Here is a 20,638-nt window from a genome sequence, read left to right as displayed (position 1 = left end):
TTTATTTTTCTAAAATTTGTTTTGCGTGTTCTTTTGTTTTCACTTTTTCGATTACATCTGTAATCACTCCTTTTTCATCAATGATGAAAGTTGTACGATGAATTCCATCAAATTCGCGTCCCATAAATTTCTTTGGTCCCCAAACGCCGAAAGCATTCAAAATTTCGTGATTTTCGTCTGCAAGCAAAGGAAAAAGTAAATTGTTTTTCTCTGCAAAATTCTTTTGTCTTTTCACAGAATCTGCACTTATTCCAACCAAATGATAACCTTGAGCTTTCAACGCATTTTCGTTATCGCGCAAATCACATGCTTCTGCTGTACAACCAGGCGTACTTGCTTTTGGATAAAAGAAAACGACTAATTTTTTTCCTGCAAAATCATGGTACGAAACTTCGTTTCCATCTTGATCAATTCCTTTAAAATCTGGAACTTTATCTCCTATTTTTAACATCTTGATTTGTCTTTAGAACTTCTCGTAAAAATAATGATTAAATCTTGAATCGTAACTGATTTAACTAATTAATCTTTTATTTATACTACAAATGTAATGTTATATAACGCCAAAATAAGTCGCTTAAACTTTACTTTTTAAAATGAAGGTAAAAAAAGGAAAAGCTGTTATTTAAAAACTTACGAAAAATATTCGAACTTCAATTTTCTAATAGCGAACTTCGCATTTCGTAATACATAAAGCATAATTAAAGATGTTTCATTATTTTTACACAAAAAGTCTCAGAACTTATGATGTTAAAGAAAGAACGCGTCCAATTTGTGATTGATGAATTGGAAAAATTATATCCAGTTCCACCTATTCCATTAGATCATCAAGATGCTTTTACATTATTGATTGCCGTTTTATTATCTGCCCAAACAACAGATAAAAAAGTGAATCAAGTAACACCCGAATTATTTGCGAAAGCTGCTAATGCAAAAGCAATGTCGTTATTAGAAGTAGATGAAATAAAATATTATATCCGCGAAATTGGTTTATCAAATACAAAAGCCAAAAACATCAAACGATTATCCGAAATTTTAATCGAAAAATACGATGGAGAAGTTCCAGAAGGTTTTGATGAATTAGAAGAATTACCTGGCGTTGGACACAAAACTGCTTCGGTTGTGATGTCACAATGGTTTGGTCATCCAGCTTTTCCTGTCGACACACATATTCATCGTTTGATGAAATTATGGAAATTGACAAAAGGGAAAAATGTTGGAGAAACAGAAAAGGATGCGAAGAAAATATTTCCAAAAGAATTGTGGAATAAATTACATATTCAAATCATTTATTATGGACGTGAATATTCTCCTGCACGCGCTTGGAGTTTAGACAAAGATTTTATTACACGAAAAATGTTCGAATAAAAAATACCTTCCAAGATTGAAGGTATTTTCATTATTATTTTACAATTTCAAAAACTTGCAAACGAAGCTTTATCGTATCTACTTTACTCAACGTATCTTGCAAAATCAAATATTTTGGATCTAACTGCTTCACATAATAATTGTACGTTGTATCATTCAGAGACATCGTTAACAAACGTTTTGTTTTAGACGTATTATACACATACGTTCCTATCGTTTGTTCTTGTACACAATTTCCTTTTTCGGTTTTATACATGTTAGAATTATAATTCGTAACATCCGAAAAATCTAATGTAGACTGTCGCTCACAAGCCAACAACTTGTCTGTTTCCGTTATATTCCCTTTCGTTTTTCTAATTTCTTTCAATTGCCATTTTCCAGATCGCAACAATTGATCTTGCGATATTGCCAACGAATCGTCTTCTTTGCACGAAAAAACTGAAAGCAATAAAATTGATGCTAAAAATAGGCTGAATATATTTTTCATTCGGTTCAATAATTATGTGGTAAAAATAAAGATTTTGAATGACGTAAAGTGAATATAAAAAATAAACCTGAAAACTTATTTTCTTTATTTATTGTTTACGTAAAATATCATAACTGATTGTATTTGCTATTTTCTCAAATTTCTTATCAGAATCTACAATTTTTTTATCAATATATGTTTCAAAAGTTATCGTTTTATCTTGATTAATTTTCACAATTCTATCCTCAAAAATATAATCATCAATGTAAAATTGAATTCTATTATCAACAATTCGCCACAATGTTAATCGAGGCTCACTAGGAAAACAATTGCCATTACTTCCTTCTACATAGTTATAAATAGCATATCCATTATCCCAAATTGTATAATTTCTCATTAACCGACAATCATCAAATTCTTTAGACACTTTTTTGCCATTTTCATAAAAGCCCGATTCTTGTAATTTCCAAAAACCAATCACATTATCAGGTTTTAATTGTTGAGAAAACATTTTCGAAGAGAATAAGATTAATAGAATTAAAATAATTTTTTTCATAAGATTGATTTACCTTGTAAAGGTATATTTTTTACCTTATCAAATAAAAAGAATGAAAAAATTCATACTAGAAACTTCCGACAAATATCCAATTGCCGTAACCTCTTTTGGCGAAAACAACGCAACCAAAAAAATCATTGTCATTTCGTCTGCAATTGGTGTTAAACAAAGTTTTTATGCCAAATATGCAACGTATTTAGCTAATAAGGGATATTTGGTTTTTACGTATGATTATCGCGGAATCGGCGATTCTAAACCCAAAAAGTTAAAAGATTTTAAAGCGCATTTTACAGATTGGGCCGATAAAGATTTTTTAGGTTTGACACAATATATCGAAGAATTTTATCCCAATCACGAAAAATTTTTAATTGGTCATAGTATCGGTGGAATTATGATTGGTTTGACACGCGCTTACAAAGTTTATGATAAAATTGTAACGATTGGTTCTCAATATGGCTATATCAAAAATTTTCATCAAAAGGATAAACCAAAAGTGAATTTCTTTTTTCGTATTGCGATTCCTATTTTATCTGCTTTTTATGGATTTTTTCCTTCTCAAAAGGTTGGAATGGGTGAACCAATTCCAATCGGAATTGCGAAAGATTGGCGAAAACTAATTCTGAATGAAACTTCAATTCTAGGTTACGCTGATGAAACGCAAAATTTGTATGATGAAATTACAAAACCTGTTTTAATCATTAGTTTGGATGATGATTTTATGGCAACACCAAAATCTGTAGATTTATTTGGGAAATTAGTTTTGAAAAATGCGAAGAAAAAACGTTTGAATATCGTTCCAAAAGAATATGGGTTGGATGAAATTGGACATTTGGATTTCTTTCGAGAAAAAAATAAAACCGAAATTTGGCATATTCCTCTTGATTATATTGAAGAATAAAAAAAGCTCGAGAAATTCTCGAGCTTTTAGCTTTTTATAAACGAATTCCAACTCCGCCCAAAACATTAATTCCGGCTTGTGGAAAATAATATCCTCCTCCATAATAATAACCGTTTGATTCATATTCTACATCAAATAAGTTATTAATCAAGAACGAAAATTCAAGGTTTTTAATTCCTTTTACTTTTGGCGAATATCGAATCAAAAGATCCGAAACCAAATAACTATCTAATTTTCCATCTACTGGTTCTGTATTTGATAAATATTGTTCACCAATATATTTATTCGTCAAATTAATCAACACATTTTTGAAAGGAATAACTTCAAAACCAAAAGCAGAAATCACATCAGGTGACATCGAAATTTTTGTTTTTCCATAATTTTTTATAGAAGAAATTCCTTTTTCATCCCAAACCTCCTCTTCGTAATTTATATTTCTATTTTGACTTAAAGTTAAATTTCCAAAAATATTCAAGTGATTCGGAATAACCTTATAATTCGCATCCAACTCTATTCCTCTTCTATAGCTATTTCCTGAGTTAACACGCTTTCTTGCACCTACTTCATTTAACTCTCCTGTTGCAACCAACTGATTCTGGTAATCCATATAATACAAATTTGCACTCAAAGAAAGTTGTCCTACTTTTCTATAACCAAATTCATAATCTTGTAGAAATTCTTCTTTTGGTTTAGATTTAGAATCTACATAATCATTTCTCAAAGGCTCACGATGTGAAATACCATAAGAAGCATACAATACATTCGAAGAATTGATTTTAAAATTTATCCCAGCTTTCGGATTCACAAAATTGAATGTATCCGAAAATGGTCTAAACTTTTCATCATCATTTTTCCCATTTGGTAAATATTTCGCATCATAATCAACATAACGATATTGCAAATCACCAAATAATTCAAACTTATTCAATTGATACAACACTTTCGCATAAGCTGCCAATTGCTTTTTCACAGAACGATTGTTGTAATATTTGAAATCTTTATCCTTAAAATCCGTGCCTTTTACCCATAAAACATTTCCATAATGATCGCCATCATACTCGTTTGCAGATAATCCGAAAAATACTTTAAAATCATTTAGACGTTGATTTTCAACTTCAAGATTAAAACCATAAAAATCATTATCAAGATATTCACGATTAATTAAATTTCTTTTTTCTGAAGTTAAATAATCCAATTTATAACGTTTCAAACTGCGATTATTTTTATAGCTCTCGTAATAACCTTTACCTTTTGTGTAATGAAGTGTTAAATTTGATTTCCAATTATTCCCAAAATCTTGTAACCACGAAAGAAAATAATGATTTTGACGGTAATTATCGGTGTGATTTTTATAAAAACTTTCAACCTTTCCATTTTCGTCTAAAATTTCTCCTTCAAAATTATATGTTCTATCTTTTTTTAAAGTTTCAGCATCTACACCACTCCATGCTTGATACGTTTGTTCTTTTCCAAACATATTCTGAAATCTAAACTTTGTTTTTTCATTCAATTCATATAAGGCAGTAAAATCATAAGAGATTAAATCTGACCAAGATCTGTCTACATATCCATCTGAATTTATCTTAGAAAAACGTCCATCAATACTCAACTTATTATTTAGTATTTTTCCCGTACCAGCCTGAACTGTATATTTTTGCGTTTTATAATTTCCGAAAGAAACATTTGCTTCTGCAAAAGGAACGGTAGACGGATTTTGAGATTCGATATTAACACTTGCTCCAAAAGAAGCCATTCCGTTTGATGAAGTTCCAACTCCTCTCTGAATTATCATAGAGCTTGTAGATGAAGCCAAGTCTGGCATATTCACCCAAAAAACACCTTGAGACTCAGGATTATTAAGCGGAATTCCATTTAATGTAACGTTGATTGATTGTTCATTAAGTCCACGAATTTTGATAGACGAATAACCAATTCCTGTTCCTGTATCGGAAGTTATAGAAACAGACGTAGCAGAATTTAACAAAGTTGGAACATCTTGTCCCAAATTCTTCTTTTGTAACATTTTATCAGTTACCTTTTCAACTGTAATCGGAAGTTTTTCGACAATTGAAACTTCTCCTAATTGAATTTCTTCTTTTTGAATAGAATCTTTTTCTTGTGCATAAAGAATAGATGCACCAAAAAATGACAATAAAAAAATCGACCTTTTCATAATTAATTTTAAAAAATATTATGAAAGGAGCCATCTTACACTTTTATAATTTACGCGCGAATGTAATTTGGTGAAGTACCAGTTCCCTTAGCAGCATTACCTGCCCAGGTTCTTTGGGTATAATCTCAGCCTCTTAAAGAAGCACCCCTTTCGATTGAACTTCAAAGGTAATCTTTTTTTTGAAATTTAAAAATTAACCCAAATTCTTAATCTATTTTCAGTTCTGCAACAATCGGAAAATGATCTGATTTTATGTCATCTCCACGATAAAAATTGGTCACTTTTATTTTCTTTGAAACCCAACATTGGTCAATATTTGTACGGAAAATTGGAATAAAAGCATTCCAAGAATTATTCAATCCAAAACCAGAGCGCGCATCTTTCATTTTATCTGATTGCACCAATTTGAAATTCGGTGAATAAACTGTTGAATTCAAATCTCCAACTAAAATGATATTTTCATTCGGTAAAGCATCAATTTCCTGCTTCATCAATTCGTATTGTTTATTTCGTCTTTCAAAACGCGCCTGATTTGGTAAAGGCGGAACAGGATGCGTTACCAAAATGCTTAATGGTTTAGCGTCTACAATAATTTCCGCTAAAATAGAAGGATGCATTTCATCAATATAATTTTTTGTTGATACTTTAGAGAATGGAATTTTAGAATAAATCGCAATTCCAAAATTGTTACTTCTCACCTCTTCTTTATAATATGGATATTCTTTTCGGATAAACTCTACATGTTTTTGCCAAGCAGGCGTTAATTCTTGTAAAACAATTACATCACTTTTATCTTTACTTAAATATTTTTTCAAGTGTTGAAACTCTTCATTTTGAGAAAAAATATTGATTGACGTAATTTTAAAATTCGATTTTTCTCCTTTTGCATTTTCTCCAAAATAGAAATTCCCTATGTTTTTGTACGTAATAATTGGAATCGCAACCAAAGGAATCAACCATAAAATATTTTTCTTTTCTTCTTTACGAATCGAATAATTGTAAATCATACACAAGAAAAAGGCAATAATCAACGCATAAATAGAATATTGTGCCAACATATCGAAGACGAAATATTGATAAAAACTTTTACTTGTTAAATAAATTCCTAAAAATACAAAGAATAAAACTCTGCTCCATTTTGTTAACATCTCGTCAATACTTTTTTTGTTCTCGTAAAAATAGAAATTATATTATTCATTAACTTCGCAATATGATAAAAATCGGAATTTTAGGAGGAGGACAATTGGGGTATATGTTTTTGCAAAATGCATTGCAATATCCTTGCGAGATTAGTATTTTAGATCCAGCTGCTGATGCACCTTGCGGGCCACATGCGCATCATTTTGTACAAGGCGATTTCAAAGATTATGAAACGGTTGTTGCATTTGGAAAAGATTTAGATGCAATCGGGATTGAAATTGAACACGTAAATGTTGAAGCATTACGTTATCTAAAATCAATCGGAAAACGCATTGTTCCAGATCCTGAAGCTTTAGCTATTATTCAAGACAAAGGAATTCAAAAAGAATTTTATGTCAATAATAATATTCCGACTGCGCCTTATTTTGGATTAGATAATTGGGAAGATTTAAAATCAAAACAAGATATCAATTATCCGATTTTTCAAAAATCTCGAAAAGATGGTTATGATGGAAAAGGTGTACAATTCTTAAAATCTGAAGCTGATTTGGATAAAATGCTTCAATCTCCTTCAATTTTCGAAACGCCCGCCGATTTAGATCGTGAAATTGCGGTTGTTACGGTTGCCGATCATTTAGGAAATATTGTCACCTATCCAACCGTAGAATTTGTCATCAACGAAGAATATAATTTATTAGATTATTTATTGATGCCTTCTACACTTTCGAAAGAAATCACTGATCGAGCGGAACAAATTGCGCGTGATGTTGTAAAAGCATTGAAATCTCCAGGAGTTTTCGCAGTTGAATTATTCTTGAACAAAGATCAATCGATTTGGGTAAACGAAACCGCTTCTCGTGTTCACAATTCTGGACATTCAACAATTGAAGCTGCTTATTCATCACAATTCGATCAAATGTTAAGAACGTTAATGCAATTACCACTTGGTTCTACAAAATTGTTTACTACTTCTGCTATGGTTAACTTAATTGGTGCTGAAGGACAAACTGGACAAGCAGAAATCGAAAATATTGAAGAATTATTGACGATTCCAGGAACATTTTTGCATTGGTACGCAAAAACTATCACAAAACCAGGTCGAAAAATGGGACACGTTACATTGGTGAATGATGATTTAGAACAATTAAAACAAAACATAAAACAAGTTAATGCAACGGTTAAAGTCGTGGCAAAAAAGTAACAACTATGGTAGGAATTATAATGGGAAGTGATAGCGATTTGCCTATCATGAAACAAGCTGCTGATCTATTAACAGAATTAAATATCCCTTTCGAATTGACAATTGTTTCGGCGCATCGTACGCCAAAACGTATGTTTGATTATGCAAAAACAGCGCACGAACGTGGAATAAATGTTATTATTGCTGGTGCAGGAGGTGCTGCGCATTTACCAGGAATGGTTGCATCTATTACGCCTCTTCCTGTTGTTGGTGTTCCTATTAAATCGTCAAATTCTATTGACGGTTGGGATTCTATTTTATCTATTTTACAAATGCCAAATGGTATTCCAGTTGCTACAGTTGCAGTGAATGCGGCGAAGAATGCAGGGATTTTGGCAGCGCGTATTTTAGGTGCGACTAATCCTACTTTACAAGAAAGATTAATCAAATATCAAGAAGATTTACAAAAAGCTGTAGAAGCGAAAATTGAAATCGTGAAAGGCGAATATCCGAATGAGTTTGATAGGTAAGTTAATTTATTAAAAAATATGGAAGAAAATAATTTTTGGATATATTCAACTTATTTTAGTGAATTTATCAAACTCCTTATACAAGAATTTTATTTTCAAAAGGATTTAGATTTAATAAAATATAATCTTTTTCAAACTAATTTTGATAAAGATATATGGTTTGAATTATCGGAACCCGAATCTTATCATAAAATTGAAATTTCTAAAGACAATGATGATCGCGATATTATTTTCTTCAAAATCATAACAACTAAAGATAAAATGGATTTCGTTCAATCTTTTTTATCAGAAATTGAAAAAGAATAAATAATTATTTCCATAAACAAAAACTCCCAAACTATACAACTTGGGAGTTTTTTTTATAAAAAGAAATTTTTTAAATCTTAACGTAAAGCTCTATCGCGGTTATCAACCACATCAGCAGCTTGAATCAATGATTGTAACAATGTTTGTTGAAATTTACCTTGTAATTGACGGTTTAAATTATCCAAAATCATTGAACCTTTTTGATTCTTTTGAATTTGTTGGTTTGAAGGAATAATGTAGAAAACTCCAGCATTTCCTGCAATCGCCTTAGAAGATTGATTTGGTTTTACACCAAACGCAGCTCCTACAACTTTAGGTTCTAAACCAATTCCAGTTAAATTAGAATTAGAGAAGTTAACCGTAGCATTTCCTTTTTTCGCTCCGAATTTAGATGCAAAAGCATTCAATCCACCGTTTGCAACTTGCTCATCAACCAATTTAGCAACTTTTTCGTGCATCAAAACTGGCTCTACATATTGACGAACAACACTTGGATGTGCTAAACCTTTGTCAAATTTTTCAACTAAATGAACAACAATGTAATCTCCTGTAGAAGATGTAAACAAGTTTGTTGCTCCTTTATCTGTTTTCTTGTCAAAAGCCCATTTTAAGATATCTCCGTCCTGATCGTTTGGAATATCTTGACCAATCGCAGCATAACGCTCAATTCCTTCTGTTGTATTATTTAAATAACCACCTTTTTTCGCAGTATTTTTGAAATCATTCAATGATTTTCCTTCAACATTCTGAACATACGTTCTTGCATTTGTAAATGCTTTTTCTGTTGTCGCTTTAGAAGGCTCAATTGTTTTTACAATATTTGCAACTTGATAAGCTGTTTTGTTTTTCGCGTCATCAACTTTGATGATATGAAACCCAAATTGAGATTCTACCAAATCAACTGTACCAACTGGTTTTGTAAAAATAAATCCGTTGTAAGTTTGATCTAATTGATTGTTTTTTCCAACCCAACCAATGCTTCCTTTTTGTACAGCAGATGATTTATCATCCGATTTTGTTGAAGCAACTTCTCCAAAAGAAGCTGGATTAGCTTTTACCTCAGCTAAAATTTGTTCAGCTAATTTTTTTGCTTCGTCTTTTGTACGTTTTACTCCGTTTCCAGCAGCGCTTCCTGTATAAGAAACTAAGATGTGACTAGATTTTACAGAATCTTTTACTTCTTTCGATTTCGAAAGTTTGTATAATTGGTATGTATTTCCAATTTTGAAAGGTCCACCAATTTGTCCAACTGTAGCAGTTTTCAAGAAGTTTGTTGCTTCTGGTCCTAATTGAGCTTGTTCCAATTCTGCTTTTGTAAAATAATTTGGAATAAATGGTTTCTCAGAATTTTGAGTCACATAAACCGAATCACTTTTTGCAGAACCAAATGCTGCAATTGTATCTGTAACATTGTTTACTTCGTCATGAACAATTTGAGTTGACAAATACTTTTTGATGTTTGCTAAAGCAACAGCGTCATCAGCAGTCGAAGCTCCAGCAGGGAAATAAGTGTAGCTTAATTTTACTAAACCTTCTGCTTTGAACAATTTTGGATATTTCGCTTCGTAAGCAGAAATTTCTTCGTCTGTTACTTTTACATTTAATTTTTTAGCCAAAGTTGCGTAATCTACAAATGCATACTGAATATTTGCATTCGAAATATTGTATCCTTGTTGAATATCCGCTTCTTTACTTGTAACCGCTGTACCAGCCATTACATAACCAAAATATTTTTGAGATAAAATCTGTAATTTTATTTGTTCAGCAGTTTGCAACCAACCTCTATATTGTTGTTGCGCTTCTGGGCTTGATGCCGCATTCGCTTCTAATTGAGCAATCTGTTGTTGTGCTTCTGCACCAGATGCCATTCCGAAGTTTTGAGCTGTATAGCTCCAAAATTCATCATCAGAAACTTTTAAACCTAATTTTTCAGCATGTTGTTTCAACACTTTCTGACTAACTAAGCTGTTCCAAGTTTGTTGAGCAATTTGATTTGGAGTTGCAGTTTGACCTTGATTTTCGTACATCTTTTGTGTTTGATCGTACGCACTCTGATATTCTGCAATACCAATAGGTTCTCCGTTCACTGTACCAACTACAGACGGATCTCCAGTAAATAATTGTTTTATTTTTGAATTCTCTCCGAATAAATCTCCTGCAACGAAAGCTAACATTGCAACTCCGATTACCACGAAGATCAGCCAAGTTTTTTTACGAATTTCTCCTAAAACTGCCATTGTTTTATTTTAATGTTATTTCTATAATAGGTGGCGAAAATACGACAATACATTGAATAATAAAATAGAAGAAGCGACAAGTATGCGCTTTTTTGTTAATTTTTTTAACGCTCTTTAGAATTTTTGATTATCATCAACATACTTAAATCCTTGATTATTGAATAAAGTATAGGTTTCTAAATCGTCAGTAGCTTGCAAACCGTTTTTCGCTGTTAACGAATCGCCTTCCTTGCTAATTAAGTAAACTTCTTTCGATGTATAAACTGTTTTATTTTTCTTATTCCAAAATAATTGCTCGCTTTTCAACGAATCACCTTTCTCATTTACGATAATTACATTTCCTCTACCTTCGTAGATTCCTGTTACATCACTTAATCTTCCCCAATCTGCTTGAAAATAACCTGGTTTTACGCTTCCTTTTTGATAAAAATCAAGGTTTAAACCTTTTCTAAAAATCGTGTAAGGAGAATCTACCGTTTCGTATATTTCAATCAAAGGAGAACGCAAATTACCCGAAATTCTTCCAGAATCTTTGTTGATAATATTTGCATTGATAAGTGTTCGTGTTGGGAATTCTACCTTCTTTTTACTGATAGGTGGAAGTTCTTTTTTACAAGAAAAAAGCAAAACGAAAACGCTAATCAGACCAAATACAATACTCGGTTTAATTAAAAATTTTTCGTTTGCTTTTTTATACAATTTTTGTTTGTCCAAAATTAGTCAATAACTCTTTTTCTAAACCAAATATCGTTAATATCAAATCCAACTTTAACTCCGAAATAATTTTCTTTGATTAAGTTGTTTGTTGTTTTTCCTTTTTGTCCGTACTCTAACGAAATATTCATCATAGAACCATCATTTTGTTTTCCAATTGGAAATCCAAAACCTAAAGTTGCTCCATAAGCATTAATATCTGTTCCGTGAATAGAATACTGAGCTGATTGATAATACATACCAGCGCGATACGTTACACGATTAAAATAACTTTTGTAACTGTTATAATCTGGAATCCAATATCCTCCAACTGCCAAACGTACATTATTTTTGTAATCTACTGCAGAAGACATTGTAGTATTTTGACCTTCTAATGGTTGAGAGAAATCGTTCCAATTATTATATTTCGCTTCTACAGCTAACGACCACGTATTATCTTTAGAATATGATGCTCCTAAAGTAAATTGTTGTGGAATCTTAGTTTTTCCTTTATCAATTCTAATAATAGAAATTGTATCTACAGAAGATTGTGTTGTTCCGATATATGTGTAAGAAGTTGTAAGATCTGTAACATCTGTTCTTAACTCAGTTCCTAATGTATAAGTAGCACCAATGTTTAAATTGTTATTTTTTCCAATTTTCTTCGTATACATAGATCCTAACGTAAATTGAGCACCACGATAGTTCGATTTATCGCTATAATCTACAGCTAAACTTGCTCCATCTACAGCTAAAATCTCGTTACGTTGCAACTCTCCGAAAAGATAATTAACACGCAAACCTAAAGAAAATCCTTTTGAAAGATTTCTTGAATAAAAAGCATGAAGACTATTTAACCCTCCATCACCTTTCATCTGTACAGTTTGTTTGATATTATTTATCTCAGAAGTATTCATAATATCATATCCCAACGCTGTGTAAGGTTGAAAACCAACTCCGAAACTTCCTTTTTCACCAACTGGAAAAGCCAATGAAATATTAGAAACATTGAAACGACCTGCATTTTCTTTATCTGTTCCAGATTTGAAATTATAATTAGTTCCACTTCCACTTGCATTGAAAGTTGTCATACGCAAGTTTTGGTTTGCCGCCGGATTCGAAAAATTCGCACTTTGTCCAAAAGGATTCGTAGGAACCGTTGAGATACCGCCCATACCAGCTTGTTCAGTATTATTATCAAACAATTGCTCCCCTACTCCGTATGCCGAATAAGGTGAAACTGATATTGACTGAGCTTTTATTGTTACCACGCTAAATAGTGATAAACTACAAATAATCCACTTCATTATGAATGTATAATAGAATTCTAAGACGCAAATATGATGATTTGTTGCGAATTGTAAAAATTAGATTGCAAAAATGAGTTGTTAAATCTCTATTAAAATATTAAAACCGCTCTTTTTTTGCAAAGATAAAAATATTTTAAAATTTATTTCTCGGTAAATGAACAAGATAGCTTTTTCGTCTAAAAAATATTTTAAATAATGTTTGGTAGAACAGATTTTCGCTCTATATTTGCATCACAATTAAGGCGGTGCCTTAGCTCAGTTGGTAGAGCAAAGGACTGAAAATCCTTGTGTCCCTGGTTCGATTCCTGGAGGCACCACTGCTTAAAACCTCAATCATTTGATTGAGGTTTTTTTAGTTTTAATTTTTAAATGTTAATAATATATTAAAAAATATTTTCAATTAAAAAAAGCCGATGTAGAAATACATCGGCTTTTACTTTTTATGTTGAAATAATTATTACGCTTGTTGCGCTTTAATTAAATTTAATGCTGAACCAGCTTTGAACCATTCAATTTGTTGTGTATTGTATGTATGATTTGCTACAACTAAATCTTTAGATCCATCTGCATGAACAAACTCGATTGTTAAAGGTTTTTCTGGCGCAAATTCCGTTAAATCAATAAAGTTGATTGTATCATCTTCTTGTACTTTATCATAATCTGCTTTGTCAGCAAATGTCAACGCTAACATTCCTTGCTTTTTAAGATTTGTTTCGTGGATACGTGCAAAAGAACGTACTAAAACTGCAACAGCTCCTAAATGACGTGGTTGCATCGCCGCATGCTCACGAGAAGAACCTTCTCCATAGTTTTCGTCACCAACAATTACAGAAGGTACACCTGCCGCTTTATATGCACGTGCAGTATCTGGAACTGGTCCGTATTCTCCTGTTAATTGATTTTTAACTGAATTTGTTTCTTGGTTGAATGCATTTACGGCACCAATCAATGTATTATTCGAAATATTATCTAAGTGTCCACGGAAACGTAACCAAGGTCCAGCCATAGAAATATGGTCAGTTGTACATTTACCAAATGCTTTGATTAATAATTTAGCTCCAGTAATATTTTCACCATTCCAAGGTTTGAAACCTTCTAATAATTGTAAACGCTCAGAATTTGGATTTACGATCACTTCTACACGAGAACCATCTTCTACAGGTGCTTGATATCCATTATCTTCATAAGCATAACCTTTTGTTGGTAATTCCTCTCCTTTTGGAGCATCTAACATTACTTCTTCACCAAATTTATTGATTAATTTATCTGTTAATGGATTAAAATCTAAACGTCCAGAAATTGCAATCGCCGCAACCATTTCAGGCGATGTTACGAAAGCATATGTATTTGGATTTCCGTCCGCACGTTTTTTGAAATTACGGTTGAATGAATGAACGATTGTATTTTTTTCTTCTTTATCCGCACCTTCACGATCCCATTGACCAATACAAGGTCCACAAGCATTTGTAAAGATAACCGCATCTAAATCCTCGAAAGTTTTTAATAAACCATCACGATCCGCAGTATAACGAACTACCTCAGAACCAGGATTAATTCCAAAAGATGATTTCACTTCTAAACCTTTATCTAAAGCTTGTTGCGCAATCGAAGCTGCACGTGTTAAATCTTCGTAAGAAGAGTTTGTACAAGACCCTATTAATCCCCATTCTACATCTAAAGGCCAACCATTAGCTGCAGCAGTTTCTTTCATTTTAGAAACTGGTGTCATTAAATCTGGCGTAAAAGGACCATTCAAACGAGGCTCTAATTCAGATAAGTTAATTTCAATTAATTGATCATAGAAGTTTTCTGGATTTGCATAAACTTCATCATCAGAACGTAAATAAGATTTGTGAGCATTTGCAGCATCAGCAACATCATTACGATCAGTCGCTCTTAAATATCTTTCTGAAGCATCATCATAAGCGAAGATTGAAGTTGTTGCTCCAATTTCTGCACCCATATTACAAATTGTTCCTTTACCTGTTGCAGATAAAGACTCTGCTCCTTCTCCAAAATACTCTACAATTGCTCCTGTTCCACCTTTTACAGTTAAACGTCCAGCAACTTCTAAAATAACGTCTTTTGGAGCAGCCCAACCAGATAATTTACCCGTTAATTTAACTCCGATTAATTTTGGCATTTTTAATTCCCAAGCCATTCCAGACATTACATCAACAGCATCAGCACCACCAACACCAATTGCTACCATTCCTAATCCACCTGCATTTGGCGTGTGAGAATCGGTACCAATCATCATTCCTCCTGGAAATGCATAGTTTTCTAAAACTACTTGGTGAATAATTCCTGCTCCTGGTTTCCAGAATCCAATTCCATATTTATTAGAAACTGATTCTAAGAAATTAAATACTTCTGAAGATTTATTGATTGCCTCTTGTAGATCGGTTTTTGCACCAACTTTAGCTTGAATCAAGTGATCACAGTGAACCGTAGAAGGAACAGCCGTTTTGGTTTTTCCAGCTTGCATAAATTGCAACAAAGCCATTTGAGCAGTTGCATCTTGCATTGCTACACGATCTGGCGCAAAATCTACATAAGATTCTCCTCTTGTATACGCTTGTGTAGGTTTTCCGTCAAACAAGTGAGCATATAAAATTTTCTCTGAATAAGTCAAAGGGCGACCTACGATGGCTTTCGCAGCATCTACACGTTCTTGCATTTTTGCATAAACGCCTTTAATCATATTTATATCAAATGCCATAATAATTGATTTATTTAATTGGTTTTAATTTATCAAAAAACATACCCCAATATACTGAATTATTTGTAAACTACTAACTCTTTACCGTGCTAATAATCTTATTTAAAACAATTCTAACTTATTTATTTGCAATATTATATATTTATCACAAAAAAAGGCTAACACCGAAATGTTAGCCTTTATTATATCATTTTCTACAAACAATTAGTTCATTGAAATTGGTTTAAACTTTGTTAAGTTAATACCTTCAACTGCAGTTTTGTACTCTTCGATAGAAGGAATACGTCCTAAAATCGCTGATAAAACAACTACTGGAGTTGATGCTAATAAAGATTCTCCTTTTTTACCATCACGGTCCTCAACCACACGACCTTGGAATAAACGTGTAGATGTAGCCATTACTGTATCTCCTTTTTCTGCTTTTTCTTGGTTCCCCATACAAAGGTTACAACCAGGACGCTCTAAGTACATAATGTTTTCGTATTCTGTACGTGCAGTAGATTTTGGCAATAAGTCGCTAAACTCAAATCCTGAGTATTTTTGTAACATTTCCCAATCACCTTCTGCTTTTAATTCGTCGATGATGTTGTAAGTAGGTGCCGCAACAACTAAAGGAGCTTTAAACTCAACTTTACCATTTGCTTTTTCTACATTACGTAACATTTGAGAAACGATTTTTAAATCGTCTTTGTGTACCATACAAGACCCTACGAAACCTAAATCTACGTGTTTATCACCACCATAGTAAGTTAAATCGCGGATTGTATCGTGTGTATAACGTTTAGAAACATCAGCATTATTCACGTCTGGATCGGCAATCATTGGCTCTTCGATAATATCTAAGTCAATTACTACTTCAGCGTAATATTTAGCGTTAGCATCTGGTTGTAAAGCTGGTTTTTCACAAGATTTAATTTCCTCGATACGTTTGTTTGCTTTGTTGATTAAACCTTGTAAAACTGCATTTTTGTTATCCATACCTTTATCAATCATGATTTGGATACGAGATTTAGCAATTTCTAAAGATTCAATTAAGGTATCATCTTGAGAAATACAGATAGAAGCTTTCGCTTTCATTTCTGCAGTCCAGTCAGTAAATGTGAAGGCTTGGTCAGCTAATAAAGTTCCGATATGAACCTCGATTACACGTCCTTGGAATACGTTTTCACCGTCAAATTGTTTTAACATTTGAGCTTGAGTAGCGTGAACCACATCACGGAAATCCATAAATGGTTTCATTTCACCTTTGAATGTTACTTTAACAGATTCTGGAATTGGCATAGACGCTTCACCAGTTGCTAAAGCTAAAGCTACCGTACCTGAATCGGCACCGAAAGCAACACCTTTTGACATACGTGTGTGTGAGTCACCACCAATAATGATAGCCCATTCGTCAATCGTGATATCATTTAAAACTTTGTGAATAACGTCAGTCATTGCATGATATTCACCTTTAGGGTCACGTGCTGTGATTACCCCAAATTCGTTCATGAATTTCATTAATTTAGGGATGTTAGCTTGCGCTTTTTTATCCCATACAGAAGCAGTATGACAACCAGATTGGTAAGCACCATCAAGAATTGGAGAAATAACTGTAGCAGCCATAGACTCTAATTCTTGCACAGTCATTAAACCAGTTGTATCTTGAGAACCAACGATATTAACTTCAACACGAACGTCTGAACCTGCGTGTAATACTTTTCCATCTGCAACACCAACTGCATTTTTGTTGAAGATTTTTTCAACAGCAGTTAATCCTTGTCCTTCGATAGAAACTTCTTTTGAAGGAGCGAAAACTACAGGAGCTTCAATTCCTAAAGTTTTAGCTGCGAAAGTTTGGATTTTTTTACCAAATACGATAGCGTAAGAACCACCAGCCTTGATAAATTCCATTTTTTGTGGAGTTAAAGCTTTAGAGATATCAATTAATTCTTGATCTCCGTTGTATAACTTTTTCTCTCTTGTATTGATAGTTAATACAGTACCTGTTGCTACTGAATAAACTTCTTCTAAAATTGGGTCACCGTTTTCGTTACGAACAACTTCTCCGTTAGCGTCAACTTTTTTAGTCCAGTTTTTTAAATCGATACCGATACCACCAGTTACATCAACAGTAGTTAAGAAGATAGGAGAAATACCATTTGTACCCGCTACAATTGGAGCAATATTTACGAATGGAATATATGGAGATGCTTGTTTACCTGTCCATAAAGCCACGTTATTTACACCCGACATACGAGAAGACCCAACTCCCATTGTACCTTTTTCAGCGATTAACATTACTGAAGCGTCTGGATGTTTCGCTTGTAAAGCTTTAATTTCAGCTTGAGCTTCAGGAGTAATCATACATTTCCCGTGTAATTCTCTATCAGAACGAGAGTGTGCTTGGTTACCTGGAGATAATAAATCTGTAGAAATATCACCCTCAGCAGCAATGTAAGTCACAACTTTTATTTCTTCAGCAACAGCTGGCAATTCTGTAAAGAACTCTGCTTTTGCATAACTTTCTAAAATATCTTTTGCAATTGCATTTCCTGCTTTGTAAGCATCAGCTAAACGAGCTGTATCTGCATCGTATAAGAAAACTTGTGTTTTTAAAACTTCAGCAGCTTGTTTTGCAATTGCTTCATCATTTCCTAAAGCTAAGTCTAAAAGAACCTCAATAGATGGTCCTCCTTTCATGTGAGATAACAATTCGAATGCAAATGTTGGTGTAATTTCAGCAACTGTTGCTTCTCCTAAAATAATCTCTTTTAAAAATTTTGCTTTTACACCTGCAGCAGAAGTTGTTCCTGGCAACGTGTTATAGATAAAGAATTTAACAGAATCCTCGCGGTATTCGTTGTTAACATCTTTAATTTGATTAATGATTTCACTTAGTAATTCTGCACCATCAATTGGTTTTGGATGTAAACCTTGACCTTTTCTTTCTTCAATCTCGTTAAGATACTCTTGGTAAAGACTCATAATTATCTATCTTTTCTTTTTAATATTAAAGATTGTTTAAAACCAAGCTACTTACACCTGATTTCATCCAATCAAAATGAATTATATAATAACACTTCGCTGTATCGTCACATCTTATGCAAAAATTATTTTCAACAAAAATCATTTTTGGCATAGGTAACCACTGTTATCAGAATACAAACTAAGTATGTAATTTTTTCGAAGGGTAATTTTTAATAATTTAACTCACACAAACTCAACACTCATAAGCATTTGAGTCAGAGTTTTATTCTAAAACTTACATTAACAATCATCTAAACAAATACGCGTTTAGCTATAAATTGGTACACAAAATTACGTTTATAGTAAAGATTTTTCATCAAAGAATGATATATTTTAGTTATATTTCAATAATTTAGAATTATTATAAAAAAGGTCTAAATTTCACTTTAACAATGTTTTAAACGTAAATAAATAGAAGTTAAAAATTAAAAGGTTCTTAAAATATCAACTCCATAATTTTTGGGTCATTTTTTTACGAAATTGAATTATTTCGAAATATTAATAAACATTCAATAATCAATCTTTCAAAATGCTATCAATCGTCTAAACATTCTCAAAAAACAATCAAAAATATTCAATATGAATAAATATTTATGATTATTAATAATTATACAAGTTTAATGAGATATTATGCAACTTTTTACTAACTTTGCGCCCTTAATTCATTATTATAGATATGAAACTTTGGGATAAAGGTTTTACCATTAATGATAAAATCGAAAAATTTACTGTTGGAAAAGACAGAGAATTAGATGCTCATCTTGCGAAATACGATGCATTAGCGTCGAAAGCGCAGGCAAATATGCTGGCAAAAACAGGTTTGATTACCAATGAAGAAAATGATGCGTTGCAAATTGCTTTGGATGAAGTTTTGGTTCTGATTGCGGAAAATAATTTCGAAGTCGACGAAAATTTCGAAGATATACATTCAAAAATTGAAGCTTATTTAATTGAAAAAACTGGCGATGCTGGAAAAAAAATTCACGTTGCACGTTCTCGAAATGATCAAGTTTTGGTTGCAATTCAACTTTTTAAGAAAGAGTATTTAAAACATACAACTGAAAAAATTGTCAATTTAATTGAGATTTTCTTACAAAAAGCAGACGAATTCAAGAATCATCAATTACCAGGATACACACATTTTCAGGCGGCAATGCCAAGTAGTTTTGGAATGTGGTTTTCGGCATATGCAGAAAGTTTGTTGACGGATTTATACTTTTTTGAGGCTGCATATAAAATTTCTGATCAAAATCCTTTGGGTTCTGGTGCAGGTTTCGGAACAAGTTTCCCAATTGATCGTTTGCAAACAACACAAGAATTAGGTTTTTCAGAAATCTTAGTTTCTTCTGTTGGTGCACAAATGCTTCGTGGAAAAACAGAAAAATCTGTCGCAACAGCTTTGGCAATGATTTGTGGAACGTTGTCTAAAATGTCGTACGATTTGGTTTTATACAATTCACAAGATTTAGCTTTTGTGAAGTTGCCAAACGAAATGACAACAGGTTCATCGATTATGCCGCACAAGAAAAACCCAGATGTGTTTGAGTTAACTCGTGCGCATTGCAATAGAATTCAGGCGTTGCCGAATGATATTATGATGACGATCAATAATCTTCCAAGTGGATATCACCGTGATTATCAAATATTGAAAGAAATATTATTCGAACCAATGATGCAATTTGATAATATTATTGACATCTTAACATTTGCGATTCCTCAACTTCAGATTAAAGATAACTATATGAATCAGGATAAATATGATCCGATTTATACCGTTGAAAATATTAATGAAGCGATTAAGAATGGAACACCTTTCCGTGATGCTTACAAAGAAGTTGGTTTATCTGTAGAAAATGGAACATATATACCACACAAAGAATTTCAGACTTCGCATATCGGAAGTATTCATAATTTGAGATTGGATTTAATTTCAAATAAAATCGAAAAATTCAAATTAGAAGCACAAGTTTTAAAATAAACACTTGTAATAAGTCAAAAATCATCCTCAAAATTATAGAATTTGAGGATTTTTTTGTCTTATAAATTTTATAAT

General features: G+C 32.5%; 16 protein-coding genes and 1 tRNA gene. 7 read left to right on the top strand and 10 right to left on the bottom strand.

Annotation, left to right across the window (positions count from 1 at the left end; genetic code table 11):
• Nucleotide 1: 1 nt before the first annotated feature.
• Nucleotides 2-457, bottom strand: coding sequence for a thioredoxin-dependent thiol peroxidase (gene bcp / locus B3I31_RS06790; RefSeq protein WP_286496165.1), 456 nt, complete (start codon nt 455-457; stop codon nt 2-4).
• Nucleotides 458-744: 287 nt separating this feature from the next.
• On the opposite strand from bcp, the gene nth reads away from it, so the two are divergent.
• A complete protein-coding gene (gene nth / locus B3I31_RS06785; protein ID WP_286496167.1) occupies nt 745-1,365 on the top strand; it encodes an endonuclease III in 621 nt (206 codons plus the stop codon).
• A gap of 34 nt (nt 1,366-1,399) precedes the next feature.
• On the opposite strand, the gene B3I31_RS06780 is transcribed toward nth, so the two are convergent.
• A complete protein-coding gene (locus tag B3I31_RS06780) occupies nt 1,400-1,852 on the bottom strand; it encodes a lipocalin family protein (protein WP_286496161.1) in 453 nt (150 codons plus the stop codon).
• 88 nt (nt 1,853-1,940) lie between these two features.
• Nucleotides 1,941-2,387: a lipocalin family protein gene (locus B3I31_RS06775; protein ID WP_221855703.1), complete on the bottom strand. Its 447-nt coding sequence runs from the start codon at nt 2,385-2,387 to the stop codon at nt 1,941-1,943.
• Between the two features lie 52 nt (nt 2,388-2,439).
• Between B3I31_RS06775 and B3I31_RS06770 the strand changes: the two genes are divergently transcribed.
• Nucleotides 2,440-3,285, top strand: coding sequence for an alpha/beta fold hydrolase (locus B3I31_RS06770; RefSeq protein WP_291060410.1), 846 nt, complete (start codon nt 2,440-2,442; stop codon nt 3,283-3,285).
• 34 nt (nt 3,286-3,319) lie between these two features.
• Here B3I31_RS06770 and B3I31_RS06765 read toward each other — a convergent pair whose 3' ends face one another.
• Nucleotides 3,320-5,458, bottom strand: a complete 2,139-nt coding sequence (locus tag B3I31_RS06765) for a TonB-dependent receptor (RefSeq protein WP_291060412.1) — start codon at nt 5,456-5,458, stop codon at nt 3,320-3,322.
• Nucleotides 5,459-5,664: 206 nt separating this feature from the next.
• A complete protein-coding gene (locus tag B3I31_RS06760; RefSeq protein ID WP_291071110.1) occupies nt 5,665-6,516 on the bottom strand; it encodes an endonuclease/exonuclease/phosphatase family protein in 852 nt (283 codons plus the stop codon).
• 152 nt (nt 6,517-6,668) lie between these two features.
• Here B3I31_RS06760 and B3I31_RS06755 point away from each other — a divergent pair, with 152 nt between their 5' ends.
• From B3I31_RS06755 to B3I31_RS06745, 3 genes are read left to right on the top strand one after another with little or no spacing between them, the layout of a single operon-like run.
• Complete coding sequence (locus tag B3I31_RS06755; RefSeq protein ID WP_286495441.1) at nt 6,669-7,799, top strand: 5-(carboxyamino)imidazole ribonucleotide synthase; 1,131 nt, start codon at nt 6,669-6,671, stop codon at nt 7,797-7,799.
• Nucleotides 7,800-7,804: 5 nt separating this feature from the next.
• Complete coding sequence (purE, locus tag B3I31_RS06750; RefSeq protein ID WP_286495442.1) at nt 7,805-8,308, top strand: 5-(carboxyamino)imidazole ribonucleotide mutase; 504 nt, start codon at nt 7,805-7,807, stop codon at nt 8,306-8,308.
• A gap of 18 nt (nt 8,309-8,326) precedes the next feature.
• Nucleotides 8,327-8,614 carry a hypothetical protein gene (locus B3I31_RS06745; protein ID WP_286495443.1) on the top strand — a complete coding sequence of 96 codons (288 nt, stop codon included), beginning with the start codon at nt 8,327-8,329 and terminating at the stop codon, nt 8,612-8,614.
• A 77-nt stretch (nt 8,615-8,691) separates the two neighbouring features.
• On the opposite strand, the gene B3I31_RS06740 is transcribed toward B3I31_RS06745, so the two are convergent.
• The 3 genes from B3I31_RS06740 to B3I31_RS06730 all read right to left on the bottom strand — a co-directional run bounded on the left by B3I31_RS06740 (nt 8,692) and on the right by B3I31_RS06730 (nt 12,851).
• Nucleotides 8,692-10,851 carry a SurA N-terminal domain-containing protein gene (locus B3I31_RS06740; RefSeq protein WP_286495444.1) on the bottom strand — a complete coding sequence of 720 codons (2,160 nt, stop codon included), beginning with the start codon at nt 10,849-10,851 and terminating at the stop codon, nt 8,692-8,694.
• 114 nt (nt 10,852-10,965) lie between these two features.
• Nucleotides 10,966-11,565 carry an LPS export ABC transporter periplasmic protein LptC gene (gene lptC, locus B3I31_RS06735; protein WP_291059417.1) on the bottom strand — a complete coding sequence of 200 codons (600 nt, stop codon included), beginning with the start codon at nt 11,563-11,565 and terminating at the stop codon, nt 10,966-10,968.
• A 2-nt stretch (nt 11,566-11,567) separates the two neighbouring features.
• On the bottom strand, nt 11,568-12,851 hold the full coding sequence (locus B3I31_RS06730) for an OmpP1/FadL family transporter (RefSeq protein ID WP_286495446.1): 1,284 nt from the start codon (nt 12,849-12,851) through the stop codon (nt 11,568-11,570).
• 247 nt (nt 12,852-13,098) lie between these two features.
• Here B3I31_RS06730 and B3I31_RS06725 point away from each other — a divergent pair.
• Nucleotides 13,099-13,171: transfer RNA gene (locus B3I31_RS06725), tRNA-Phe, on the top strand.
• A gap of 140 nt (nt 13,172-13,311) precedes the next feature.
• Here the strand turns inward: B3I31_RS06725 and B3I31_RS06720 are convergent.
• Complete coding sequence (locus B3I31_RS06720; protein ID WP_125349916.1) at nt 13,312-15,576, bottom strand: aconitate hydratase; 2,265 nt, start codon at nt 15,574-15,576, stop codon at nt 13,312-13,314.
• A gap of 204 nt (nt 15,577-15,780) precedes the next feature.
• Nucleotides 15,781-18,543, bottom strand: a complete 2,763-nt coding sequence (locus B3I31_RS06715; protein ID WP_286495447.1) for a bifunctional aconitate hydratase 2/2-methylisocitrate dehydratase — start codon at nt 18,541-18,543, stop codon at nt 15,781-15,783.
• 718 nt (nt 18,544-19,261) lie between these two features.
• Here B3I31_RS06715 and argH point away from each other — a divergent pair.
• A complete protein-coding gene (gene argH / locus B3I31_RS06710; RefSeq protein ID WP_219034266.1) occupies nt 19,262-20,563 on the top strand; it encodes an argininosuccinate lyase in 1,302 nt (433 codons plus the stop codon).
• Nucleotides 20,564-20,638: the final 75 nt, after the last annotated feature.

The sequence above is a fragment of the Empedobacter sp. UBA3475 genome (assembly GCF_002378465.1).
Lineage (GTDB): Bacteria > Bacteroidota > Bacteroidia > Flavobacteriales > Weeksellaceae > Empedobacter > Empedobacter falsenii_B.
Note: the sequence above shows the minus strand (reverse complement) of the source record. Positions and strands in the feature narration are given on the sequence as shown.

Excerpts from the sequence above, each read along its gene's own strand:
- nth (WP_286496167.1), top strand. The coding sequence starts at position 745 with ATGTTAAAGAAAGAACGCGTCCAATTTGTGATTGATGAATTGGAAAAA.
- B3I31_RS06780 (WP_286496161.1), bottom strand. The coding sequence starts at position 1,852 with ATGAAAAATATATTCAGCCTATTTTTAGCATCAATTTTATTGCTTTCA.
- B3I31_RS06775 (WP_221855703.1), bottom strand. The coding sequence starts at position 2,387 with ATGAAAAAAATTATTTTAATTCTATTAATCTTATTCTCTTCGAAAATG.
- B3I31_RS06770 (WP_291060410.1), top strand. The coding sequence starts at position 2,440 with ATGAAAAAATTCATACTAGAAACTTCCGACAAATATCCAATTGCCGTA.
- B3I31_RS06765 (WP_291060412.1), bottom strand. The coding sequence starts at position 5,458 with ATGAAAAGGTCGATTTTTTTATTGTCATTTTTTGGTGCATCTATTCTT.
- B3I31_RS06760 (WP_291071110.1), bottom strand. The coding sequence starts at position 6,516 with ATGTTGGCACAATATTCTATTTATGCGTTGATTATTGCCTTTTTCTTG.
- B3I31_RS06755 (WP_286495441.1), top strand. The coding sequence starts at position 6,669 with ATGATAAAAATCGGAATTTTAGGAGGAGGACAATTGGGGTATATGTTT.
- purE (WP_286495442.1), top strand. The coding sequence starts at position 7,805 with ATGGTAGGAATTATAATGGGAAGTGATAGCGATTTGCCTATCATGAAA.
- B3I31_RS06745 (WP_286495443.1), top strand. The coding sequence starts at position 8,327 with ATGGAAGAAAATAATTTTTGGATATATTCAACTTATTTTAGTGAATTT.
- B3I31_RS06740 (WP_286495444.1), bottom strand. The coding sequence starts at position 10,851 with ATGGCAGTTTTAGGAGAAATTCGTAAAAAAACTTGGCTGATCTTCGTG.
- B3I31_RS06730 (WP_286495446.1), bottom strand. The coding sequence starts at position 12,851 with ATGAAGTGGATTATTTGTAGTTTATCACTATTTAGCGTGGTAACAATA.
- B3I31_RS06720 (WP_125349916.1), bottom strand. The coding sequence starts at position 15,576 with ATGGCATTTGATATAAATATGATTAAAGGCGTTTATGCAAAAATGCAA.
- B3I31_RS06715 (WP_286495447.1), bottom strand. The coding sequence starts at position 18,543 with ATGAGTCTTTACCAAGAGTATCTTAACGAGATTGAAGAAAGAAAAGGT.
- argH (WP_219034266.1), top strand. The coding sequence starts at position 19,262 with ATGAAACTTTGGGATAAAGGTTTTACCATTAATGATAAAATCGAAAAA.